The 22875-nt window shown below is 58.8% G+C and carries 19 protein-coding genes; 7 read left to right on the plus strand and 12 right to left on the minus strand.

The genetic code is table 11. The annotated features are described in order from the left end of the window. Positions 1 to 41: 41 nt before the first annotated feature. The 3 genes from IF205_RS07195 to IF205_RS07205 all read left to right on the plus strand — a co-directional run bounded on the left by IF205_RS07195 (position 42) and on the right by IF205_RS07205 (position 5182). A complete protein-coding gene (locus IF205_RS07195; protein ID WP_259782608.1) occupies positions 42 to 923 on the plus strand; it encodes a LysR family transcriptional regulator in 882 nt (293 codons plus the stop codon). Positions 924 to 973: 50 nt separating this feature from the next. Continuing rightward, a complete protein-coding gene (locus tag IF205_RS07200) occupies positions 974 to 2395 on the plus strand; it encodes a cryptochrome/photolyase family protein (RefSeq protein WP_259782609.1) in 1422 nt (473 codons plus the stop codon). Positions 2396 to 2488: 93 nt separating this feature from the next. Then, positions 2489 to 5182: a bifunctional acetate--CoA ligase family protein/GNAT family N-acetyltransferase gene (locus tag IF205_RS07205; RefSeq protein WP_259782610.1), complete on the plus strand. Its 2694-nt coding sequence runs from the start codon at positions 2489 to 2491 to the stop codon at positions 5180 to 5182. Here the strand turns inward: IF205_RS07205 and IF205_RS07210 are convergent. From IF205_RS07210 to putA, 5 genes are all read right to left on the minus strand, one after another. Next, positions 5179 to 6309 (minus strand): ABC transporter permease, encoded by a 1131-nt coding sequence (locus IF205_RS07210; protein ID WP_259782611.1) that lies wholly within the window; start codon positions 6307 to 6309, stop codon positions 5179 to 5181. The two genes, IF205_RS07205 and IF205_RS07210, sit on opposite strands and share 4 nt — an antisense overlap. Beyond that, on the minus strand, positions 6306 to 7262 hold the full coding sequence (locus tag IF205_RS07215) for an ABC transporter ATP-binding protein (protein WP_259782612.1): 957 nt from the start codon (positions 7260 to 7262) through the stop codon (positions 6306 to 6308). Before IF205_RS07215 ends, IF205_RS07210 begins: the two co-directional genes overlap by 4 nt. Further along, on the minus strand, positions 7259 to 8212 hold the full coding sequence (locus IF205_RS07220) for an HlyD family secretion protein (protein WP_259782613.1): 954 nt from the start codon (positions 8210 to 8212) through the stop codon (positions 7259 to 7261). Before IF205_RS07220 ends, IF205_RS07215 begins: the two co-directional genes overlap by 4 nt. After that, complete coding sequence (locus IF205_RS07225; protein ID WP_259782614.1) at positions 8205 to 8864, minus strand: TetR/AcrR family transcriptional regulator; 660 nt, start codon at positions 8862 to 8864, stop codon at positions 8205 to 8207. Before IF205_RS07225 ends, IF205_RS07220 begins: the two co-directional genes overlap by 8 nt. Positions 8865 to 9014: 150 nt before the next feature. Continuing rightward, on the minus strand, positions 9015 to 12155 hold the full coding sequence (putA, locus tag IF205_RS07230; RefSeq protein WP_259782615.1) for a bifunctional proline dehydrogenase/L-glutamate gamma-semialdehyde dehydrogenase PutA: 3141 nt from the start codon (positions 12153 to 12155) through the stop codon (positions 9015 to 9017). A gap of 134 nt (positions 12156 to 12289) precedes the next feature. On the opposite strand from putA, the gene IF205_RS07235 reads away from it, so the two are divergent. Continuing rightward, the gene (locus IF205_RS07235; RefSeq protein ID WP_259782616.1) at positions 12290 to 12772 is read left to right on the plus strand and encodes an Lrp/AsnC ligand binding domain-containing protein; all 483 of its coding nucleotides are present in this window, start codon (positions 12290 to 12292) and stop codon (positions 12770 to 12772) included. A gap of 75 nt (positions 12773 to 12847) precedes the next feature. Beyond that, positions 12848 to 13996 carry a glycosyltransferase family 4 protein gene (locus tag IF205_RS07240; protein ID WP_259782617.1) on the plus strand — a complete coding sequence of 383 codons (1149 nt, stop codon included), beginning with the start codon at positions 12848 to 12850 and terminating at the stop codon, positions 13994 to 13996. An 8-nt stretch (positions 13997 to 14004) separates the two neighbouring features. Here IF205_RS07240 and IF205_RS07245 read toward each other — a convergent pair whose 3' ends face one another. Further along, a complete protein-coding gene (locus tag IF205_RS07245; protein ID WP_259782618.1) occupies positions 14005 to 15522 on the minus strand; it encodes a sensor histidine kinase in 1518 nt (505 codons plus the stop codon). 75 nt (positions 15523 to 15597) lie between these two features. Beyond that, a complete protein-coding gene (locus IF205_RS07250; RefSeq protein ID WP_259782619.1) occupies positions 15598 to 16482 on the minus strand; it encodes a DMT family transporter in 885 nt (294 codons plus the stop codon). Positions 16483 to 16616: 134 nt separating this feature from the next. Here IF205_RS07250 and IF205_RS07255 point away from each other — a divergent pair, with 134 nt between their 5' ends. After that, positions 16617 to 18011: a multicopper oxidase family protein gene (locus IF205_RS07255; protein WP_259782620.1), complete on the plus strand. Its 1395-nt coding sequence runs from the start codon at positions 16617 to 16619 to the stop codon at positions 18009 to 18011. Positions 18012 to 18029: 18 nt separating this feature from the next. Here the strand turns inward: IF205_RS07255 and IF205_RS07260 are convergent, their stop codons facing one another. Further along, positions 18030 to 18923 (minus strand): sigma-70 family RNA polymerase sigma factor, encoded by an 894-nt coding sequence (locus IF205_RS07260; protein ID WP_259782621.1) that lies wholly within the window; start codon positions 18921 to 18923, stop codon positions 18030 to 18032. 128 nt (positions 18924 to 19051) lie between these two features. Between IF205_RS07260 and IF205_RS07265 the strand changes: the two genes are divergently transcribed. Further along, on the plus strand, positions 19052 to 19507 hold the full coding sequence (locus tag IF205_RS07265) for a carboxymuconolactone decarboxylase family protein (RefSeq protein ID WP_259782622.1): 456 nt from the start codon (positions 19052 to 19054) through the stop codon (positions 19505 to 19507). Between the two features lie 54 nt (positions 19508 to 19561). Here the strand turns inward: IF205_RS07265 and IF205_RS07270 are convergent, their stop codons facing one another. From IF205_RS07270 to tcyJ, 4 genes are all read right to left on the minus strand, one after another. Further along, entirely contained in the window at positions 19562 to 20470 is a 909-nt protein-coding gene (locus IF205_RS07270; RefSeq protein WP_259782623.1) for a DMT family transporter, read from the minus strand. A gap of 93 nt (positions 20471 to 20563) precedes the next feature. Further along, a complete protein-coding gene (tcyN, locus tag IF205_RS07275) occupies positions 20564 to 21319 on the minus strand; it encodes an L-cystine ABC transporter ATP-binding protein TcyN (protein WP_446007714.1) in 756 nt (251 codons plus the stop codon). 1 nt (position 21320) lies between these two features. Beyond that, positions 21321 to 21986 carry a cystine ABC transporter permease gene (tcyL, locus tag IF205_RS07280; protein ID WP_259782624.1) on the minus strand — a complete coding sequence of 222 codons (666 nt, stop codon included), beginning with the start codon at positions 21984 to 21986 and terminating at the stop codon, positions 21321 to 21323. 15 nt (positions 21987 to 22001) lie between these two features. Further along, on the minus strand, positions 22002 to 22802 hold the full coding sequence (tcyJ, locus tag IF205_RS07285; protein ID WP_259782625.1) for a cystine ABC transporter substrate-binding protein: 801 nt from the start codon (positions 22800 to 22802) through the stop codon (positions 22002 to 22004). Positions 22803 to 22875 lie beyond the last annotated feature (73 nt).

Genomic DNA, 22875 nt, shown 5'->3' on the forward strand with positions numbered 1-22875 from the left:
GGATGCCTGTATAATTGCGTGGCAGGAGGCGCGTTTCGGCGATGAATATTGAACATGTGCGGACCTTTCTCGATGTGATGGAGACCGGTAATTTCAACCGGACGTCGGAACGTCTCCACGTTACGCAGTCCACCGTCAGCGCGCGGATCAAGGCATTGGAGGATTCGCTTGGCGGGCATGCGCTTTTCACGCGTGGCCGTCATGGGGCGGCCCCAACGGATTATGCACGAAAGTTTCAGACACATGCGGTTCACCTGGTCAGAATCTGGCAGCAGGCCCGCCACGAACTGGCCTTGCCCCGGGACTATGAGGCCGTTCTACGCATCGGCATCCAGTTCAGTTACTGGGATCGTGTTGTCGACGAGTGGGTTATTTCCATGCGCAGGTCCCATCCAAAGGTCGCCGTGCATATGGAGGCGGACTATTCACCGGCGATCTTGAACCAGATTGGCGAGGGGGCTTTGGATATCGGTATCCTCTATCGCCCGGATTATGCGCAGGAAGTGACGATCGAGAATCTGGGTGTGGAACGGTTTATCATGTATTCCACCGATACCGATCACTATGCCGGGATCGACCCGGAGCGCTATTTGTTCATCGACTGGAGCCCGCATTTCAAGGCGGCCCATCTCAACCTCTATCCTGAACTGCAATCCAGTCCGGTTTCCATGGGGATCGGTTCCATGGCGATGTCCTATCTGGGAAGGGCGGGAGGGACAGCCTATCTTCCGGCCCGTATGGTCCGCCGCGATGGAAGCGACATCTCCCTGAGGCGCATTGAGGATGCTGAAGTAATCGAACAGCCGGTTTATGCTGTTTACCCCCAGACGTCGGAAAAGATGGCCATCGTGGAAAGTGCCATAGAGCAATTGAAGGCGATTATCGGACAATCGGAGCCAACCGGCGACGTGAGTGTTAAATAAGTTTATGATATGGCGTTACGGGATGGCCGAGGCTGATGAGGAGGCGATGCGTGACGACAATTGTCTGGTTCCGGCAGGATTTGCGGCTGGCTGACAACCCGGCCCTGCTGCAGGCGGCGGCGCGTGGGGAAATTCTGCCTGTCTTTATCCTGGATGAAGAGACGCAACCCCTGGGCGGGGCGTCGAGATGGTGGTTGCATCACAGCCTTGAGGCCCTGTCCGACAGTCTGGGCGGGTTGTGCCTTTTTAAAGGAAATCCCGGGGAAATTCTGCCAGGGCTGGTGACGGAGGTCGGTGCAGATGCCATCTACTGGAACCGCCTGTATGAACCGGCGGCGATCAGCCGGGACAAGGCGCTGAAATCTGCGCTGGGCAATCTAGATATTGAAGTCCACAGCTTTAATGCTGCCCTGCTGCATGAACCGTGGGAGGTCCAGACCAAGACCGGTGGTCCCTATAAGGTCTACACCCCCTATTGGCGTGCGGCTCAAGTGCTGGAGATGCCCTATCCGACGTCGAAACCCCAGAGCCTTGAGGTGATGTCTTTCGACGGGGGCGACGCCTTGTCGGACTGGGCCTTGTTGCCGAGTGATCCGGACTGGGCGGCTGGATGGCGGGACCTCTGGCAACCGGGAGAGGCTGGTGCCTGTGCCAGGCTGGAACAATTTCTGGAGAAAGGGCTGCAAGGGTACGGCCAACTTCGGGATCGTCCGGACCTGCCCAATGTCTCCCGCCTGTCGCCGCATCTGCATTTCGGGGAAATCTCTCCGCGATTGCTTTTTGCCCGTTTGGATTTCGTGTTGGATCAGGGGGCAGCCCCTCCGAAGGACGTGGAGAAATTCAAGGCGGAGCTTGGCTGGCGGGAGTTCGCCTATCATCTGCTTTATCATTTCCCCGACCTCCCAGGGCAGAACTGGCGACGGGAGTTCGACAACTACCCATGGGCGGATGACGACAGGGCCTTGCGGGCCTGGCAGCGGGGGCAAACAGGTTACCCGATCGTGGATGCCGGAATGCGGGAGCTATGGCAAACCGGCTATATGCATAACCGGGTGCGTATGATTACAGCCAGCTTTCTGATAAAACACCTGCGCCTTCACTGGAAGCATGGGATGGACTGGTTTGCGGATACGTTGTTGGACGCCGATCTGGCGAATAATGCCGCCGGGTGGCAATGGGTGGCGGGCAGCGGTGCCGACGCCGCACCCTATTTCCGGATATTCAATCCCATGACACAGGGTGAGAAATTCGACCCCGACGGCACCTATATCCGCCGCTGGTGCCCGGAGCTGGCCGACCTGCCGACAGACCATATTTATGCGCCGTTCGATGCGCCGCTCAGTGTTCTGACGCAGGCGGGTATCGTGCTGGGGGAGACCTACCCGCGCCCCATCGTCGATCATGCGCAGGCACGCGCGGCGGCTTTGGCTGGCTATGATGCGGTCAAGGCGGGAGGGCCTTCATCAAATTGACTTGCATTAAGGTGATATTGGGGCGGTTGCCGTAAACCCTTGTGTCTGTGATATAACTTTTGTGTTTCGCATCAGACCCGTTGAGGCTTTTTCATGTCCGTCCGCAATCTTGAGTTTCTGTTCCGTCCATCATCCATTGCGGTGATCGGCGCGTCTCAGGAAAACAACACCATCGGTTTCACCGTGATGCGAAACCTGTTGGCAGGCGGCTTCAACGGACCGATCCTGCCGGTCAGCAGCCAGTGGGAAACCGTGGGCGGCGTGCTTGCCTACGCGGATGTCGCCGCATTGCCGCTGACGCCGGAACTGGCGATTATCTGTAGGCCGCTGGAAGAAGTCCCGCAGTTGATCTCTTCTCTGGGTGAGATCGGAACGCGTGCGGTTATGATCCTGTCAGACGGGTTCGACACACCGGATAGCAACACAAACCGAGAATTACGCGATGCCGCGCTACAGGCGGCCCGTCCCTTCCTGATCCGCGTGCTGGGGCCGAACAGTGTCGGTTTCCTGGCACCCCACATCCGGCTGAACGCAGGCTTTGCGCCGTCGGATGCAAAACCCGGCAAGATGGCCTTCATTTCACAGTCGTCCGGGTTGGCGACTTCGGTGCTGGATTGGGCGGACAGCCGCGGTATCGGCTTTTCCCACTTTATCTCGCTGGGCCAGGGATGGGACGTGGATTTCGGGGATGTGCTGGACTATCTGGGTGGCGATCCCAACACCCATGCAATTCTGCTTTATATCGAGACGCTGGACCGGGCGCGGAAATTCATGTCTGCGGCGCGGGCGGCGGCGCGCAACAAGCCGGTGATCGTGGTTCGTTCCGGTCGTTATGAGGACAGCGCCGGTGTCGCGGCCTCCCACACCGGGGCCCTCGCGGGAACGGATGACGTCTATGATGCCGCGATCCAGCGCGCGGGCATGCTGCGCGTGGATACGGTGGAGGAATTGTTCAACGCGGCGGAACTATTGGGCCGTGGTATCCGGGTGCGCGGCAACAGGCTCGCCCTTGTCAGCAACGGCGGGGGGATCGGTGTTCTGGCGGCGGACGCCCTGGGGCGGCATGGCGCGCGTTTGTCCCCCTTTGCGCCGGAAACCAAGGCCGCGCTGGAGGAGGTCCTGCCCGGTGACTGGCCCAAGGTCAATCCGCTGGACCTGGCGGGCGATGCGTCGATCGAGCGTTACCTCGCCTGTTTCGACATACTGGTGAAGGCGCGGGAGATTGATGCAATCCTGCTGTTGCATGTGCCCAGTGCCCTGGTGGATGGGGAGGCCCTGGCGCAGGAACTGGCGCCCAAGCTGCGCAAATACCGTATCCCGGTTCTGTCCTGCTGGCTGGGTGGGGAGCTTGCCCATAACGCGGAGGCTGTGTTCTTCCAGGCTGGTATTCCGACCTTCAAGACGCCGGAAGAAGCCGTGAACGCCTTCATGCAACTGGTGGCCTATCAGCAGAACCAGTCGCTACTGTCCGAGACGCCGGAAACGGTGCAGCTGGATGATCTGGTTGATCAGGACGGCGCGCGCAGGATCATAGCCGATGCTCGCTCTTCCGGGCGATCGGTTCTAAGCGAGCCGGAGGCGAAGGCGCTACTGTCCTGCTATGGAATTCCGACGGTTGAGACGCGCGTGGTGCAAAGCGATGAGGAGGCACTGTCGGCGGCGGAAGAGCTGGGTTATCCGGTTGTGGCGAAAATCATGGCGCATGGGGTGCCGCATAAATCCCATGTGGGCGGGGTAAGTCTCGAGCTGGAAGATGCGGTGCAATTGCTCAAGGCCCTGTCGACGATGAAGGTAAAACTGCAGCAGAAAGCACCGGATGCGGTCTTTGAAGGATTTACCATTCAGCCGATGATCCGGCCTGCCACGGCGCAGGAACTGATCCTCGGCGCCAAGACGGACCCGGTTTTCGGACCGGTGCTGCTGTTCGGGCAGGGCGGTACGGCAGTGGAATTGATGCAGGACCGCGCCATTGCCCTGCCGCCGCTGAATATGGCGCTTGCGCGTCAGATGGTGGACAGGACACGGGTTGGCAGTCTGTTGAAAGGCTATGGTGGATTGCCGGGCGTCAATCTGGATGTGGTTTACACCAGCATAGTAAAGCTGTCCCAACTGGTGATCGACCTGAGGGACGTCGAGGAACTGGATATCAACCCGTTGCTGGCGGACGAGCGTGGGGTTCTGGCTCTCGACGCCCATATCTCCCTGCTGCCGGAAGAGGTGGTGACGGCACGCGTTGGCACGCGGCTGTCGATCCGCCCCTACCCCAGTGAACTGGAAGAGGATATCGATCTGAAAGGTATCCCGGTCCATATTCGCCCGATCCGACCCGAGGACGAGGGGCAGCATCTGGGCTTTCTGGAAAACCTGGAGCCGGAGGATGTCTACTTCCGTTTCTTTGGCATGATCCGCCGCTTTGAACATTCGCAGCTTGCCCGGCTGACCCAGATTGATTTCGACCGGGAAATGGCCTTCATCGCCGTGCGTGACGACGCCGAAGGCCAGCCCCAGACCGTGGGCGAGGTGCGTGTTGCGATCCATCCGGACAAACAGGTTGCGGAATTTGCCATTATTGTCAGTTCCGCCATCAAGGGGCGTGGCCTTGGCGCGATCCTGATGAACAAGATGATCGACTATTGCCGGTCCCGGGGTATTGCGACCATCCAGGGGCAGGTTCTGCAGGAAAACATGCGGATGCTGGCCCTGACCCGGAAGATCGGTTTCGTGGCAAAGGCCAGCGATGAGCAGGGTGTCCTGCTGGTCGAACTGGACCTCAAGAAAAAGAGTTAATCCAGGGTCTGGCGATAACGCATCATGGCAAGGGCGGTTACCGCAACCATGATGATGCCCAGGGCGGATAGTTCCGGCAGGATATCTGCCAGACCGGCCCCTTTCAGCATCACTTTGCGTACGATCCGCATGAAATGGGTCGTGGGGATGATGTTGCCCAGGAACTGTGCCCAGGCAGGCATTCCGGCAAAGGGGAACATGAAGCCCGACAACAGGATGGTCGGCATGATGTAGAAGAAGGACATCTGCATGGCCTGCATCTGACTGCGGGCGACGGTGGAAAAGAGAAAGCCCAGCGCCAGATTGACGACAATATAGGCGTTGAGTGCCGCCAGAAAGGCGATGGGCGAGCCTTCGAAGGGAACCTGGAACAGGATCAGCGCCATCATGATAAAGACGGCGGTCTGGACGTATCCCACCAGGACATAGGGCAGGATTTTGCCCAGCATGACTTCGATTGGCCGCGCCGGGGTCGCCAGCAGGGTTTCCATCGTGCCGCGTTCAAATTCCCGCACAATCGCGATCGAAGTGATCATCACCATGGTCATGGAAAGGATGATCGCCAGCAGGCCGGGCACAATATTGAAACTGGTGACGCCCGCCGGATTGAAATGTTTGTGGACGATGACATCAAAGGCGTCGGTTTGTGGCGCCAGTGATGCCAGCGGTCCGACCGTCAGACTGCGCAGGCTGGTTTCGACAAGATGGTTGAGGGAGGCGACGGCATTGCCGGTGGCGGACGGGTCGGTTGCATCGGCGGAGACCAGGATGGATGGTTTTTCTCCACGGATGATATCGCGTTCAAAATTCTGCGGGATGGTGACAATGAACAGTGCCTTGCCCTGCAGCATCGCCTTTTTCGCCTCGTCATTGCTGACAATGCCCTTGAAGTCGAAATAGGCGCTGTTGCGCATGGCGGCAAGAAAACTGCGGGAGAAGGGGCCGCTGTCGGCCACTTCCACCAATGTCGGCAGATGTTTGGGGTTGGTGTTGATGGCGTAACCGAACAGGATCAACTGGATAATGGGCAGGCCGATCATCATGGCAAAGGTCATCCGGTCCCGGCGCATCTGGATGAATTCTTTAACCAGGATGGCCAGGAAACGGCCGATGGAATAATACATCATTTGGACGTCCCGGTTATGCCGTTGAAATTATCTTCCGCGCCCGCCATGAGATGAATGAAGACCTCTTCCAGGCCGGCTGGCTGGCGTGACCATTTCTGGGGCCCATGGTCGATATAGGAATGTGCCGTTGCGTCCAGGGCCTCCGGGTCGGTTCCCGAAATATGCAGCGCAGTGCCGAACCGGGCGATCTGTTCGATGCCTGGTTTGCCCTGCAGTTCCTCCGCCAGGGCGGTTAATCCGGTCCCTTCAACGCGCCAGGTGACAAGGCCCACGGTGGTGGAAATCTGGTCGGCGGGGCCGTCGATCAGCTTTCGGCCATAAGCGATATAGGCAATGGAATCGCATTGAATGGCCTCGTCCATGTAATGGGTGGAGACCAGAACGGTGACGCCGTTTTGTGACAGGCGGCGGATTTCGTTCCAGAAATCTCGCCGGGCCTTGGGGTCGACGCCCGCGGTGGGCTCATCCAGAAGCAGCAGGGCCGGATCGTGCAACAGACAGGCGGCCAGTGCGAGGCGTTGTTTCCAGCCCCCCGACAGTTGTCCTGCCAGTTGATGCGACCGGTTTGCCAGCCCCAGGTCCTCCAGGGCATCCTGAACGCGTTTCTTCGGCGACGAAATCCGGTACATGCGGGCCATGAATTCCAGATTTTCCCGGATCGAAAGATCGCTGTAGAGGGAAAATTTCTGTGTCATATAGCCGACCCGTTCCTTGATCCTGGCGGCCTGCGTGCGGATGTCCAGGTCCAGGCAACGGCCACTTCCGCTATCGGGCGTCAGCAGGCCGCACATCATGCGGATTGTCGTGGTCTTGCCGCTGCCGTTGGGGCCGAGAAAGCCGTAAATGGCGCCTTTGGGAACGGTCATGTCGAAGTCGTTCACGACCTTCTTGTCGCCAAAGGATTTGGTCAGACCCTCTACGGCAATTGCCGGGGCTTGTTCGGCGTCCGTCATGGCTTAAGGCTCACATCGACCGGTTGGCCGGGATGCCAGCGGGTCGGTTCCTGCGGGATGGCTTCCACCATGAAGACCAGCTTGTTTCGTTCTTCGCGGCTGAAGATGACCGGGGGCGTGTATTCCGCGTCCGAGGCAAGAAAGGATACCCGCGCCCCGTAGGATTGTGGGCAGCCGCTGCAACTGATGGCGATGGTATCGCCGACATGAATCTGGGCGAAAACCGGTTCCGGCACGTAGAATCTGATCTTTATACGGTCCGGGGGCAGAAGGGAGAGGACGGGCGTTCCCGCCTTTGCGAATTCTCCGGGGTAGAGGAAGACCTGATCGACGCGGGCGGGGGCGGGGGCGAAGAGGCTGCGGTCACTGAGATCGGTTGCGGCACGTGAGACGTCGGCCTCTGCGGCACTGATTGCTTTGCGCGACATTTCCATTTGGTCGTTGCGGGCGGGCAGGCGGGCAGCGGCCAACTGTGCCTGCGTTTCGGCCAGCGTCGCTCTGGCCTCATTCAGGGCCGCCTGGTCGGTGTCGAGACGGCTTACCGGAAGGGCCTTGCGCGTAACCAGTTCTCTGGTGCGTTTGAAGGTGATGCGGGCCAGGGCCAGATTGGCTTCTGCTTGTCGTTGGCGGGCCTTGATCTCTGCCAGTTCCTCGCTGCGCGCACCGTAGGATTTGTCGGCCAGGTCGGCCTTTTTGGTATCCAGATTTGCCTGCGCCTGGGCCAGGGCATCGGCCTGTCGGCTGCTATCCAAAGTGAAAAGCAAGTCGCCTGCAGAGACGGTCTGGCCGTCCTTGACCTCCATCAGGTCGATGTAACCGTCCTGACGGGCAGCCATGTAGAGGTAGTCGCCTTCCACATAGCCGAAATAGATGTCTTGCTGCGGGGCGTTTGAAAACAGGGCCATAAGTCCGAATAGGGCGGAGGTCAGGCTGTCCAGAATGCTATCCATTCCTATCTCCTTCTCTTTCGGCGAGAAGGCCGTTGAAGAGAATATCCAGATGGCTGTCGACGAATTCATCAATTGCAACGATATCGGTGCTGCCGATTTTGAAGACGCTGCTTAGAAGTGAATGGGCGAGAATCGGCCCCACGATATTGCGGACGGCAAGTTTGGAGTCTACCGGGCGGAAAACGCCCAGTCTTACACCTCGCTCAATGATGTGACCCAGCACGACGAAGCCTCGCTCAATGACCTCTTCGCGATACATGTCAGCGATCTCCGGGAAGTTGCCTGCTTCGGTTATGACCAGGCGGGGCAGGGCTGCGACGCGATTATCGCAAAGCCGTCGTGCAACCACGCGCATCATAAGACGTACGGTTTGTTCGGGCGTGTCACTGGTATGTTTGGCCATGCTCTCGCCGTCTTCGACCATGGGTACGATGGCTCGGCGCACCAGGGCCTTGAAGATGGCCTCTTTGCTGTCGAAGTAGAGGTAGAGCGCGCCTTTGGAAAGGCCAGCGCGATGGGCGATATCCTGGACGCGTGTGGCGGCAAAACCCTTTTCTATAAACAGGTCCAGGGCCGCGTCCATCACTTCGTCCGGGCGGTCGTCGGCGCGGCGTCGCCATTTGGGAGAGGAGGCATTGTTGTCTTTTGTCATGCCCAACAAATAAATGACCGGTCATTTATTTACAAGGTAAAAAAGAACCCCGGAAATCCGGGGCAAGGGGAAGGTGTCAACAAAAGACCTCCATCCCGCCCGAGATGCCGATGCTTTTACCGGACGGGCGGGATGGAGTTGGGGGAGATGCTATGCCTCCAGCGACATCAGGCTGGCGTTGCCACCTGCGGCAGTCGTATCGACGCTGACCGTGCGTTCGGCTGCAAAGCGGTAGAGGTAGCGCGGCCCACCGGCCTTCGGCCCGGTGCCGGACAGGCCTTCACCGCCAAAGGGTTGTACGCCGACGATGGCGCCGATCTGGTTCCGGTTTACATAGGCGTTGCCCACATGCAGGCGGTCCACGATGTGGTTGACCGTGGACTGGACGCGGCTGTGAACCGCCATGGTCAGGCCGTATCCGGTTGCGTTAACCGCATCGATCACCTTGTCTAGGTCGCTGGACTTATACCGGATCACATGGAGGATCGGCCCGAAGACCTCGCGTTCCAACTGGTCCAAGCTTTTAAGCTCATAGGCGCATGGGGCGAAATAGGTGCCGTTCAGGCCGTCCGGCAGCGGCGTTTTGAACAGGAGTTTGGCTTCCTTGTCCATCCGTGCCGCGTGGCTGTTCAGCATGTCCCGGGCTTCGGCGTCGATCACCGGGCCGATATCGTTGGCCAGAATGGTCGGATTACCGATGCGCAGTTCTTCCATCGCCCCCTTGATCATTTCGATCTGTCGGTCGGCGATATCGTCCTGCAGGAACAGAACCCGCAGGGCGGAGCAGCGCTGACCGGCGCTTTGGAAGGCGGAAATCAGGACGTCGCGCGTCACCTGTTCCGGCAGGGCGGAACTGTCGACGATCATGGCGTTCTGGCCGCCGGTCTCCGCGATCAACGGTGCGATCGGGCCATCCCGGTCCGCCAGTTTCCGGTTGATCAGGCGCGCCGTTTCGGTGGAGCCGGTGAAGGCGACACCCGCAAGGCGTGGATCGCTCAGCACCGCGTTGCCGATCACGGGGCCGTCACCCGGCAGCAAATGCAGGACATCGCCGGGCACGCCTGCCAGATGCATCAGCTTCACCGCTTCATAGGCGATCAGCGGTGTCTGTTCTGCGGGCTTGGCGAGAACGCTGTTGCCGGCCGCGAGGGCGGCGGCGATCTGTCCGGTGAAGATTGCCAGCGGGAAGTTCCACGGGCTGATGCACAGGAAAGCGCCACGGCCATGCAGGGCGATGCTGTTGTCTTCGCCGGTCGGTCCGGGCAGCGGCATGGGCGCACCGAATTCCGCCTCGGCGCGGGCTGCGTAATAACGCAGGAAGTCGACTGCCTCGCGCAGTTCCGCCACGGCGTCGGCCAGGGTTTTGCCTGCCTCGCGTTGTACGACGGCCATCAGGCGTGCGTCATGTTCCTCAAAGAGGTCCGCGACCTTGTTCAGGATTGCCGCGCGCTCTGCTGCCGGGGTCTTGTCCCAGCCAATTTGTGCCCGGATGGCGCGTTCCAGGGCCTGCTTGGCTGTTTCCGCATCGGCCTTGACCACGGTGCCGACCTGTTCCGACAATTCGGACGGACTGAAGACGGGTTTCGCGTCGCCGTCTATATCGACACCGCCGACCAGCGGACGGGCAATCGGGGCGGTTTTTATGGCGGCGTCCATTTTTTCTTGCATGCTGGTGAGAAGGGTCGGATCAGTCACGTCATAACCTTTTGAGTTGGGGCGTTCTTTACCGAAGAGGTCCTTCGGCAGAGGAATATTCGGGTGATAGGCAGGGCTGTTGCGCTTTGCCTCTTCCAGCGGATCGGCGATTATGGCGCTGATCGGGGCCTTGTCGTCGACAATACGGTTCACGAAAGAGGTGTTGGCGCCGTTCTCAAGCAGACGGCGGACCAGATAGGCCAGCAGGTCCTCATGGCTGCCCACCGGCGCATAGATGCGAACCGGGTAGCCTTTGCCGGGCTTGCCGACGACCTGGTCGTAGAGGGCGTCACCCATGCCGTGCAGGCGCTGGAATTCAAAGCCCTCAACCTTTTCCTGTTTCGCAAATTCCGTAATGGCCGCCAATGTGTGGGCGTTATGGGTAGCAAAGCAGGGGTAGAAGGCGTCGGGCGCCGCCAGCATTTTCCGGGCGCAGGCGAGATAGGACACATCCGTGTTCACCTTGCGGGTGAAGACCGGATAGCCGTCCAGACCGGCTTCCTGGGCGCGTTTGACTTCCGTATCCCAATAAGCGCCTTTCACCAGGCGCACCATCAGGCGGCGTCCGGTACGCCGCGCGACCTCGGTCAGCCAGTCGATCAGCGGGGCGCAGCGTTTCTGATAGGCCTGAATCGCAAGGCCCAGGCCCTGCCAGTCTTTCAGGTCCGGGTGGGCGCAGACGGTCTCGATAATGTCCATGGACATGTCCAGGCGGTCTGCTTCCTCTGCGTCAATGCACAGGCCAATGTCGTATTGCGCAGCCAGTTTGCACAGGTCGATCAGGCGCGGCAGCATCTCTTTTTGGATGCGGTCCTCATGGGCGAACTCATAACGCGGGTGCAGGGCGGACAGTTTGACTGAGACGCCGGGGGCTTCGATGTGCCCGCGTCCCTTGGCGGCCTTGCCGATGGCGTGGATTGCCGCCGTGTAGTCTTCATAAAAGCGGATCGCATCATCCATGGTGCGGGCGGCCTCGCCCAGCATGTCATAGGAATAGCGATAGCCGAGTTTCTCATTGTCGCGGGCGCGTTTCAGGGCCTCTTCGATGTTCCGGCCCATGACGAACTGGCGGCCCATGACGCGCATGGCCTGGACCACGGCCTGGCGGATCACTGGCTCGCCGGATCGGTGGACCAGCTTGCGGAAAACGTTCCAACCCTTGTGTTCGTCATCCATTTTGACAACACGGCCCGTCAGCATCAGCGCCCAGGTGGAGGCGTTGACGAACAGGGATTCGGATTGGCCCAGATGGGATTCCCAGTTTGCGCCGCCGATCTTGTCCTTGATAAGGGCGTCTGCGGTATCGGCATCGGGGATGCGCAACAGGGCCTCGGCCAGACACATCAGGACAACGCCTTCCTGGCTGCTCAATTCATACTCATGCATGAAGGCGTCGATGCCGGAGGATTTGACCCGCTCCGTGCGGACTTTCTCGACCAGATGTTTGGCGCGATCCTCAATGCGGTCGCTCATGTCGGCGGGAATGGCAGCCTGTTCCAGGCGTTCGTTAAGGCAGGCGGTCTCATCCATGCGATAGGCGTCACGGACCGACTGGCGCAAGGCTGACGGTTTCGGCAGCGGTTTGTCGAAGATCATCCCCAATACTCCAGAAAAGGATGTTTTTACTCTCAATGCTATAATACCAGACGAATAGCGAAATATGCTTCTATTTTGCTTAAAAAGACGATATATTCTCCAAGATTTTGTAAATTTAGTAGAGAAAATATCTGATGGTTGAGCGTAAACCCCTGGATCGTATAGACCGCAATATTCTGCGGATCCTGCAGGATAATGGCCGCCTGTCGAATGTTGAACTGGCCAAGAGAATCCACTTGAGCCCTACCCCCTGCCTGGAACGCGTTCGCAGATTGGAAAGTGCCGGCTATATTTCCGGCTATCGGGCGGTTCTCGACCCCTCAATGCTGGGCCAGGATCTGATGATCTTCGTTCAGATTACGTTGGACCGGACGACACCGGATGTGTTCGATATCTTCAAGGACCGGGTATTGGAACTGCCGGAGGTGGTGGAATGCCATATGGTGGCCGGCGGGTTCGATTATCTGGTGAAAATCAGGGTGAACGGCATGTCGGCCTTCCGGCATTTCCTGGGAGAGCAGCTGACCAGTCTTCCAGGCGTCCTGACCACGCACAGCTATGTGGTGATGGAGGGCGTCAAGCAGGGGGACCATGTGAATGTCCCCGATGCGGATTAAGATAAAACCGCGTGACGGATGTGGCGCCCGGCGCTAGTTTCTGCGGCCAAAGCATGATGACGAGTGTTTGGTTCCATGACCGATAAGCCGCTGGCAGGCCGCAAAATTCTCTATCTGGTGACCGAGGACTGGTATTTCTGGTCCCATCGTCTTCCCATGGCACGCGCCGCGCGAGCCGCCGGGGCCGATATTGTTGTGGCCTGTCGGGTGAGCAATCATGGTGACCGGATTCGTGATGAAGGCTTTGAACTGGTCGAAATCCCGTTTGACCGAAGCGGTCTGAATCCTGTTCGGGACTTTGGCACAGTCCGGCATATTCTGAGTTCCTATAAAACCGTGCGTCCCGATCTTGTCCATCATGTGGCATTGAAACCCTCCCTTTATGGTGCGTTGGCCGCCTGGCTGGCCGGGGTGCCTGCTGTGGTCAATGCGATGGCGGGCATGGGTTTCATGTTCATTTCCGATAGTTTCAAAGCCAGGCTGCTTCGCCCGGTGATCAAACAGGCCTTTCGCTGGTTCAACAATCGCAGAAACACCCGCGTTATCGTCCAGAATGGAGACGATGCCGCGCTTTTTGAACGGGATTTCGGTGTAAAAGCCGATCATATCCGGATCATTCCGGGATCTGGCGTCGATATAGAAAAATTCCAGCCAAGTCCTGAACCGTCCGGGGCGCCGGTCGCCGTTTGCATAAGCCGTATGCTGTGGGACAAGGGGATTGGTGAACTGGTCGAGGCGGCGCGCCTGCTGAAGAAGCGCGGCGTGGCCCTGACAATAAGGCTCGTCGGCCCGACGGATGCAAATCCTGCCAGCGTCAGTCCCGATCAGCTTGCCCGGTGGCAGCAGGAAGGCGTGGTAGATGTCGCGGGGGCCAGTGACGATGTTTCCGGCGAATATGCCCGTGCGCATATCGCCGTTCTGCCGTCCTACCGCGAGGGGTTGCCGAAATCGTTGTTGGAGGCGGCTGCCTGTGGGCGGCCCATGGTAGCAACGGATGTTCCGGGTTGCCGGGAGGTCTGTCTGGACGGGCGGACCGGTCTGCTGGTGCCGGCGCAATCCGTGGATGCACTGGCGGATGCCCTGCAGCGTCTGGCGTCAGACCCGTCCCTGCGCCAGCTGTTTGGTGCGGAGGCACGGCATTTGGTGGAAACAAAACTGGCCGATCATGTGATTGCCGGTCAGACAGTCGACCTCTATGTCGAACTTGTCGGCCAGGGCAGGTGACGCCGTCGCTATTCCTGTTCGGAAGGGGGAGGCATATCGGGGAAGATCAGGGAGACGGTGGTGCCGTGCCCGACCTGACTTGTGATGTCTATACGCCCCTTATGCAGTTCCATCAGTCCCTTTACCAGGGCCAGTCCGATACCGACGCCCGGGTGTCTGCGGTCCGCGCCCTCGTCGATCTGGCGGAACAGGTCCGTGACACCGTCGATATATTCTTCTGCGATGCCTGTGCCGGTATCTTTGACTGAAAAGACGACTTCGCCTGTATCATTGTAACGGGCGATAATGCTGACCTCCCCGTCTGCAGGCGTGAATTTGACAGCGTTGGTCAGGAGGTTAACCAGCATCTGTCGCAGGTAATGCTCATCCGCCGTTATGGTTTGCGGCGCTGTTTCCGGCAGGTCCACAGTAACGGCGAGGCCACGGGCATGGGCCCGTTCCTCGACACGGCGGATCGCATTGGTGATGACCTCCTGCACAATGACCGTGGTCGGGGTGATTGTGGTTTCGCCGGACGTCAGCCGTGCGACGTCGATAATATCGTTGATCAGCTCCAGTAGATATTTCCCAGCCTGACGAATGTCGGAGGCATAGTCCCGGAACCGCAGGTGCGTTTCAGGCCATTCCTGGTGGGCCTCGATGACCTCGGCAAAACCGATAATGGCATTGAGCGGAGAGCGCAATTCGTGGCTGATATTGGCGAGGAAGTTGGATTTGGTTCTGGACGCGATATCGGCCGCTTTCTTTGCCGCCTCGAGCTTTTCCTGCATCAGGTAGGTCTCTGTCATATCGCTCTGGATGCTGACGAAGCCGCCACCTGCCGTGCGCCGGTCCCGGGTCAGAATACGCCGGCCGTCTCTCAGATGCACCAGAAAGGAGCCTTGCAGGTTATGGCGATAGGCGTCCTTTCTCGCCAGATAGTCTTCGTCGTCCGAACCCCGGACATCCACGTTCCCGCGTTTTACGTCGATTTGGCCCAAAGTCCTGTAATGGGTGCCGGGTTTGGTTTCCTCCACGGAATAATTGTACATATCCCGAAAGTTCTGGTTGCACATAACCAGCCTGCCCACAGCGTCATAAATGACAAAGGCTTCGGGGATGTCCTCGATGGCATTGGTCAGAACTTCGTGCAGCAACCGCCAGTCGGTTTCCTTGCGGTATTGCGTGATGGTGCCTCCGCCGGGCAGCGGATGTCTGGTCACCTCCAAAAATATGCCGGGTGCGGGGGCTTGCTCACATTTCATGGCAGCGCCTTCGCGCATCCGGTTTATCTCGGCTGTCACGAGAGAATCCAGATCATCTTCGGAAGGTACAGTCTTGGGAAGCAGATGGCGGATGATTGCCTCGACGGGGGTGCCGGGTCGTTTCAGGTCATCGGGAAGACCGAGAAGGTCCGCCGCGGCAGAGGTCATCCGACCGATCTGATCATCCGCATCGCATATCAAAAATGCCAGCCCCGCGCTTTCCAGGGCATGGCTAAACCCTCCGGTTTCATCTTGATTTGAATGCGCTTTTTCCGCTGTCATTCCGGTAAGCTTTACCCATCATTTTTGCAGCCCAGCATCAGCAATAGCAGCGAATAAGCGTTTGGTGAAGTAAAACTATGTCTGTGCCGGAGGCGGTTTGGCACTGTCGATGCGCCCCCTATGAATAAGGTAAAGACCGGAGAGGATTACAATACCGCCACCCATGAACGCATACTGGTCCGGCAGGTTGCCAAACAGGACCCAACCCAGTCCAAGCGCCCAGAAGACCTGGGTATACATGAAGGGGGCGACTGTGGAGGCCGGGGCGTATTTATGGGAGGCAACCATCAGGCTGTGGGCGATGCCGCCGAAAAGACCGATACTGACAAAGGCTGCCCAGGCCATGGGGGTGTCCGGGGTCTGCCAGAAGAATGGCAGGGCCAGGCTGCTGGCGATTGCACCCACGAGAGCTGTGTAGAACAGGGTGACGGGCATGGGGTCATCATTGGCCAGCTTGCGTGTGGTGACATTGAACAGCGCCACGCAGCAGGCCGCCCCGAAGACCAACAAGGCACCCAGCCCCAGTCCGTCGAAGCCGGGCCGGATGATTACCAGTGTGCCCGAAAACCCGACCATGATTGCAAGGAGCGATCGAATGCCGACCCGCTCTTTGAGAATAGGAATCGCCAGGGCCGCAACCAGCAAGGGGACGGTAAAGAAGATTGCCGTCAACTCCGCAAGGCCGATCATGGTCAAACCCCAGAATGCCAGCGAGGTATCAATTAAAAGCAGGAGGGAGCGGCCGATTTGCATGAATGGCCGGTTGGCGCGCAGCAGGCTGCTGCTGTGTTTGGGCCACAGCCAGACCACCATCAAAGACAGATGGCCTATATAGCGGGCCCAGACAACCTGGGGGATGGGCATCGTCTGGCCCAGATATTTGGCGAAAGCCTCCTGGACGGAGATCATCGCCATGGCCGCCAGCATGCAGCCAATCCCTAGCAACCTATTGTCCTGCATTGGTTTTCCCCATTTTTTGGAAAGCTGCGACGAAACCGCACGCCGGTCAAGCCGTTATGAGGCGGTGGTTGTTTTAATCGTTTTTAGTTGTTATTGAGAAGCTATCGCAACTAGACGATTGGGCTCTTTGAATTATGCAAGTGAACCGCCGCCGCTTCATGCAATATTCCGCCTGTGCCGCCGCCGGGGCACTGCTGGGTTGTAATTCGCCAAAGCAGCCGGACGAGGAGGCCATTGCCTATCAATTGACGGCGGCGAAAAAGAAGTTTCAGCTTTTGCCCGACCGGCCAGCGACGGAAGGGGTCGGGTATCTCGGTGGGCCGCCGCTACGCGTGTTGCGTGCGAAACAGGGACAGCCGCTCCGCGTCACGCTGGACAATCAGTTGGGTGAGGTCACAACCATTCACTGGCACGGGCTTCGCCTGCCGAACCCTATGGATGGCGTGCCCTATCTCACCCAGGAGCCGACTGCGGATGGTGAGAAATTCGTCTACGAGTTCACGCCGCCGGACGCGGGCAGTTTCTGGTTCCATCCCCATGCCAACAGCCTGCAACAGGCCGGGCGCGGTCTCGCCGGGGCATTGATTGTGGAGGAACCCGAACCGGTTGGCTTCGACCTTGATATTCCGCTCATCATCAAGGATTGGGTGATTGACGAGGAAACCGGCCAGTTCGGGGAACTGACAACGCCGCGCGGAGCTTCCCGGGCCGGTACTTTCGGCAATGTTCGCACCGTGAATGGGGAAATCCTGCCGCAATATCATTTGCCGGCGGGGGGCTGGGTGCGCCTGCGCCTGATCAATGTGGATGTGACCCGCATTTATAAAGTGATGATGAAGGGTGATGACGAGGCCGAGGCCCATATTATCGCCATGGATGGCATGCCGCTTGCCACACCGCGGCCCCTGGGACGGGAGCCGATTGGCCCCGGCATGCGCGTGGACCTTGCCGTCCATATTCCCAACCGTATCGGCGCGCAGTTCTGGCTGGAAAATACCTCGACTTCAAGCCCGTGGAAGATGGTGAATTTCACTGCGGTTACCAGCCTGACTCCTGTTGCGACGGATCGGCCGAAACTGCCGATGAACCCCATCCCGGCCTTTGATTTGCAGGGCGCGCCGGTGATCCCGTTCCGTTTTGATACAGGTGTCGGCGAAGGTTATCTGATCTGCGGTGGCTCCAAGACCAGGGAATATCCGGTCTATTGGACCGTCAACAACACCAGCCTGCCGAAAACCCCGGTGCTTGCAGCACCTCTGGAAACCCTGAAAAAGGGGCAGACGGCAATCTTCGAGCTGCACAACAACACACCGCACAGTCATCCGATCCACCTGCATGGATATTCCTTCACGATCCTGGAATCGAACAAACGCAAGGTCGACCCCTATCATGCGGATACGGTTCTCCTGCGCCCGAAAGAACGGGTGAAACTGGCCTTCCTGGCCGACAATCCCGGCGACTGGATGTACCACTGTCACATCATTGAACACCAGGAATCGGGGATGTCCGGCCATATTCGTGTTGTGTGAACCGGAACCCGGTTTCGCCTAGACCAGCCCCGGTATCGCCAATTCGTAAGCGTCCATCCGCGCCGGATCGCCGACGGCGTGGATGCCGCTGATCCGGCCATCGACAATTGTGAATTCCAATACCACATAGAGCCTGCCCATCGGGGCCACGACCGCACCAATCGCACCATCGACCAGAACGGTCCGGGCCGCCACTGCCAGGCCATCGTAGAAGCGGGCGACCGCGTCTGCGCCGCGCAGTTCGGATACGCCGCCGGCCTTGGCTGCAAAACTGTCTGCACTGAGCACCACATTCGGGTCCAACATGGAAACCAGCGCGGCCACGTCACCGCCACGGGAGGCGGCGAGGAAAGCATCAATAATATGGTGATGATCCGATAAATCCGCATCGGCAAGCGTCGCTGCGCCCTGTACGCGACGCCTTGCCCTGCTGGCCAATTGCCTCGTGGCCACAAGGGTTTTGTCAACAACGGGCGCGATGTCCTCAAAGGCGAAATCGAACATGTCGTGCAGGACAAAGGCAACCCGTTCCGCAGGCTTGAGGCGTTGCAGGACAACGAGAAGGGCAAGCCCGACGGAGTCCGCCATGGTCATTTCTTCTTCCGGCGTGATGGTCGGTGCGGCCTGGAAGGTTGTCGGTTCCTGTTCATCAATCGGTTCCTGTTCATCAAGTGGTGTTTCGCCCCGGGTTTTCTGGCGGCGTAAGTGATCCAGGCAGAGACGTGAGGTAACGGTTGTCAACCAGCCGCCAAGATTGCCGACGTCATGAAGGTCCGTTTGACTGAAGCGAAGCCAGGTATCCTGCACAATGTCGTCGGCCTCGCTGAGAGAGCCAAGCATGCGATATGCCAAGGCCCGCAACCGGGGGCGTTCCGCCTCAAAATCAGCTTGTTTGAATTTTTTTGCACGCATCCTGTCACATTTTCCTTCGCTGCTTCGTCATGAGGGTAACGGACGGTGCCCGACCAAGGAACAACCCACGATATGTGGGGAGAGCCGTCTGAAAACGCAACCAAACTGGAATGACAGGAGTATTTATTATGGAAGCAAGAATGAAAAGCCCGGCTATGGTTCTCCCGGATGCCTTGCAGGCGTTGCTGGCCCTGAACAAGGCGGTGGAAACCGATGATATGCCCTACACGACGCATAAGCTGGTGCAGCTTCGCGCCAGTCAGATCAACGGCTGCGGCGTCTGTGTTCACATGCATGCCAATGAATTGCGCAAGGTGGATGAAACTGATGAGCGGATTTATTCGGTGGCCGGTTGGCGTGATACGCCCTTCTACACGGAGGCCGAACGTGCGGCCCTTGCCCTGACCGAGTCGATGACACGGCTGGCCGATCAGTCGGATGCCGTGCCCGATCCGATCTGGGATGAGGTCTGCCGTCATTATGATGAAAGGGCGCGGTCGTCGCTTATCCTGTCGATTGCGATGATCAACCTGTGGAACCGTGTGAATGCGGCAGTGCGTCAGGTGGCTGGCGACTGGGGCTAAGAAGGTGATCGGCGGGCATTCTCCGTTGTCCCTGTGGGGAATGCCCGTCCTTTCCTAGGCCCGCCTTTTGGTCCGTTTTTCGCGAGCCATCAGATAGAGGCCGCTTGCAATGACGACGCCCGCCCCGGCAATGGTAAACCCATCCGGCTTGTCGCCAAAGGCGATGAAACCCACCAGAACGGACCAGACAATCTGGGTGTAATAGAACGGCGCCAGCAGGCTGGCGGGGGCATATTGATGGGCGATGATGATCAGGAAATGGGCAAAGCCGCCAAAAATTCCGGTCAACAGCATGAAGGCCCAGGCCTGACCCGTCTCCGGCGTCTGCCAGACCCAGGGCATCGGCAAAGACATGAAGATCGCACCGAAAAGGGCGGTATAGAACACCGATGTGACCGGGTCTTCCTTGCCCGCAATCTGCCGGGTCAGGATGAGATAGAAGGAATAGCAGGTAATCCCGCCCAACAGGACAAGCATCGCCCAATGCATGCCGTCCATCCCCGGACGGACGACCAGAAGGACACCGAGGAAGCCGACCAGGATCGCACTCCAGCGGTGAAAGCCGACCACTTCCTTGAGGATCGGCACAGAAAGTGCCGCGACCAGCAGGGGCGTGGCGAAGCCGATTGACGTGACCTGCGCCATTTGCAGATGCTTCAGGGCCAGGAAGGACGCCAGTGTCATCAGGAGAAGCAAAAGGGAACGGGCAAGCTGAATCTTCAGGTTGGCGGTTGCGATCAGATTCTTGCCCATGCGCGGGCCAAAAATAAGCGCGAAGGCCAACAGGTGAACGGCGAAACGGACCCAGACAGTCTGCGCGACGGGCACACCGGCCGCCGCCGCGCTCTTGGCGCTCATCTCCAGCAGGATCAGCGTCGCCACGCCAATACACATAAGCAGGATACCCCGGCCGGGGCGGTCACTTCGTCGGTCGATGATTTCGGTTGCTGCCTGAGACGCCATTGTTTCCCCCTATCACGGAAAGGCTAGACAGAAAGACGCCGCAGGACAAACCGTTTGCCCGCCGCGAGCGGGCACAACACTTGTGACCGGTCTCTAGGACTGATCCAGGATTTTCCTCAGGAAGCGTTGGGTGCGTTCGCGTTTCGGGTTGGTGAACAGGTCCTTTGCGGCGGCCTCTTCCACGATAACGCCGTCGGCCATGAAAATTGCCCGGTCCGCCACGTCGCGGGCGAAGGCCATTTCATGGGTGACGATGATCATGGTGCGATGTTCCGATGCAAGGTCGCGGATGACGGACAGGACTTCGCCGACCAGTTCCGGGTCAAGGGCGGATGTCGGTTCGTCGAACAGGACCACGTCGGGTTCCATCGCCAGGGCCCGTGCGATGGCGACACGTTGTTGCTGGCCACCGGAAAGGGCGGACGGATAGGCATCTGCCTTGTCAGCCAGGCCGACCTTGGACAAAAGCTTTTCTGCGCGCTGAACCGCTATTTCCCGAGCTTCTTTTTTGACGATAATCGGACCTTCGATCACATTTTCAAGAACGGTCTTATGCGGGAACAGATTGAAGTTCTGAAAGACGAAGCCGGCGTGCTGGCGCAGGTCCCGGATTTTTGCTTTCTGCCCTTTCAGCGGCTTTGATGCGTCAATCGAGACTTCTGCAATCCTGATGGTGCCCGCGCTTGGCTCCTCAAGGACATTCAGACAGCGAAGCAGGGTTGTCTTGCCGGAGCCACTGGGCCCGATAATGGCAAGAACCTCTCCCTTGTCGACGGTCAGGTCAACGCCTTTAAGGACTTCGTTATCGCGGAAGGACTTCTTAAGTCCCTTCACTTCGATCATCGACATGTCAGTTTGCCCTCACATGGCGGTTGGCGCGAATTTCCATACGGTTCTGGACATAGGACAAGCCGGTGGAAAGCAGCCAGTATAGCGCCGCTGCGGCCAGATACATGGTAAAGACCTCATAGGTCCGCGCGGTGATAAGCTGTGCCTGACGGAATAATTCCGGCACCTGGATGGTGGCGGCGAGCGAGGTATCCTTCACCAGGCTGATAAACGTATTGCCCAGGGGCGGCAGGGCGACGCGCATGGCCTGCGGCAGGATCGACCGGCGCATGGCCTGTGCCGGTGTCATGCCGATGGAATAGGCGGCTTCCCACTGGCCCTTGTCGATGGAGGCGATGGCGCTGCGCAGGATTTCTGAGGCATAGCCACCGATATTCATGGTAAAGCCGATCAACGCCGAGGTAATCGGGTCCAGCCGCAGCCCATATTGGGCAAGACCGTAATAGATCAGGAAAAGCTGCACGATCAGCGGCGTGCCGCGGATGAAAGACACATAGGCGCGCGCGGTCCATTGCAGGGGCTTTACCGGTGAAAGCCGCATCAGGGCAATCAGGAAGGCAAGTGCCAGGCCCAGGACCATGCCGCCGATGCTGAGTCCCACCGTGTAGACGGCCCCCTTCACCAGGAAGGGAGCCGACTGCATCACCAATTCGATGGCTTTGTCCATCTGTCTGTCGACCGCTTATTTGGTCACGTCCAGCCCGAACCATTTCGTGGAAATGGCGGCCAGGGTGCCGTCTGCGCGCAGATCGTCGATGGCTTTGTTCAGGGCGGCGAGCAGGTCTTCATTCCCCTTGCGGAGAGCGACGCCCATGCGTTGCTTGTCGAAGGGGTCGCCTGCGGCCACGACCTTGCCGTCGGACTGCTGCAACAGGTAGTTCACGGCCAGACGGTCGTTCAGGAATGCATCGATCCGGCCAACGCGCAGGTCTTGCAGCTTGTTGGCGTTTTCGTCATAGGTGGCGACTTCTGCGTCGGGTACGTTTGCCTTCAGCCAGTCTTCGTAGTTGCTGCCAAGACCTACGCCGACAACCTTGCCTGCCAGGTCGGCCGGGCTTTTGAAGTCGTTCTCTTTGTCCTTGGTGGTGATCACCTGAATGCCGGAGACGGTATAGGGCTGGGTGAAATCATATTTCTCCTGGCGCTCTTTTGTGATCGTCACCTGGTTGGTGATGATGTCAAAGCGCTTGGTTTCCAGGCCGGCCAGCATGCCGTCCCATTTGGTGGGAACGAATTCGGCCTTCACGCCCAGCTTCCCTGCCAGTGCCTTGGCGAAATCGACCTCATAGCCGACCAGTTCGCCATTTTCATCCTGATAGTTGAACGGCGGGTAGGTGGCTTCCAGGCCAACCTGGATGCTGCCGCGTTCTTCGATCTGTTTCAGAAGGCCGGTATCTTCAGCGGACGCGGCCGTAAAGCTGCTGAGCAGGGTGGCGACAACGGCCACCGGTGCCAGAATGTCCCGCAGGTTGGACAAGGTCATTTTGACTCTCCAGGCTTGATTGATTGTCTTTCATCAAGGGCTCCTATGGCCCTTGTTCGGGGGTGGCGCAACT

The organism is Aestuariispira ectoiniformans, assembly GCF_025136295.1.
Taxonomy (GTDB): Bacteria; Pseudomonadota; Alphaproteobacteria; order UBA8366; family Aestuariispiraceae; genus Aestuariispira_A; species Aestuariispira_A ectoiniformans.

Bases quoted from the DNA above. Each gene is read 5' to 3' on its own strand.
- IF205_RS07195 (WP_259782608.1), top strand. From the start codon at position 42: ATGAATATTGAACATGTGCGGACCTTTCTCGATGTGATGGAGACCGGT.
- IF205_RS07205 (WP_259782610.1), top strand. From the start codon at position 2,489: ATGTCCGTCCGCAATCTTGAGTTTCTGTTCCGTCCATCATCCATTGCG.
- IF205_RS07210 (WP_259782611.1), bottom strand. From the start codon at position 6,309: ATGATGTATTATTCCATCGGCCGTTTCCTGGCCATCCTGGTTAAAGAA.
- IF205_RS07215 (WP_259782612.1), bottom strand. From the start codon at position 7,262: ATGACGGACGCCGAACAAGCCCCGGCAATTGCCGTAGAGGGTCTGACC.
- IF205_RS07220 (WP_259782613.1), bottom strand. From the start codon at position 8,212: ATGGATAGCATTCTGGACAGCCTGACCTCCGCCCTATTCGGACTTATG.
- IF205_RS07225 (WP_259782614.1), bottom strand. From the start codon at position 8,864: ATGACAAAAGACAACAATGCCTCCTCTCCCAAATGGCGACGCCGCGCC.
- putA (WP_259782615.1), bottom strand. From the start codon at position 12,155: ATGATCTTCGACAAACCGCTGCCGAAACCGTCAGCCTTGCGCCAGTCG.
- IF205_RS07235 (WP_259782616.1), top strand. From the start codon at position 12,290: ATGGTTGAGCGTAAACCCCTGGATCGTATAGACCGCAATATTCTGCGG.
- IF205_RS07240 (WP_259782617.1), top strand. From the start codon at position 12,848: ATGACCGATAAGCCGCTGGCAGGCCGCAAAATTCTCTATCTGGTGACC.
- IF205_RS07245 (WP_259782618.1), bottom strand. From the start codon at position 15,522: ATGACAGCGGAAAAAGCGCATTCAAATCAAGATGAAACCGGAGGGTTT.
- IF205_RS07250 (WP_259782619.1), bottom strand. From the start codon at position 16,482: ATGCAGGACAATAGGTTGCTAGGGATTGGCTGCATGCTGGCGGCCATG.
- IF205_RS07255 (WP_259782620.1), top strand. From the start codon at position 16,617: ATGCAAGTGAACCGCCGCCGCTTCATGCAATATTCCGCCTGTGCCGCC.
- IF205_RS07260 (WP_259782621.1), bottom strand. From the start codon at position 18,923: ATGCGTGCAAAAAAATTCAAACAAGCTGATTTTGAGGCGGAACGCCCC.
- IF205_RS07265 (WP_259782622.1), top strand. From the start codon at position 19,052: ATGGAAGCAAGAATGAAAAGCCCGGCTATGGTTCTCCCGGATGCCTTG.
- IF205_RS07270 (WP_259782623.1), bottom strand. From the start codon at position 20,470: ATGGCGTCTCAGGCAGCAACCGAAATCATCGACCGACGAAGTGACCGC.
- tcyN (WP_446007714.1), bottom strand. From the start codon at position 21,319: ATGTCGATGATCGAAGTGAAGGGACTTAAGAAGTCCTTCCGCGATAAC.
- tcyL (WP_259782624.1), bottom strand. From the start codon at position 21,986: ATGGACAAAGCCATCGAATTGGTGATGCAGTCGGCTCCCTTCCTGGTG.
- tcyJ (WP_259782625.1), bottom strand. From the start codon at position 22,802: ATGACCTTGTCCAACCTGCGGGACATTCTGGCACCGGTGGCCGTTGTC.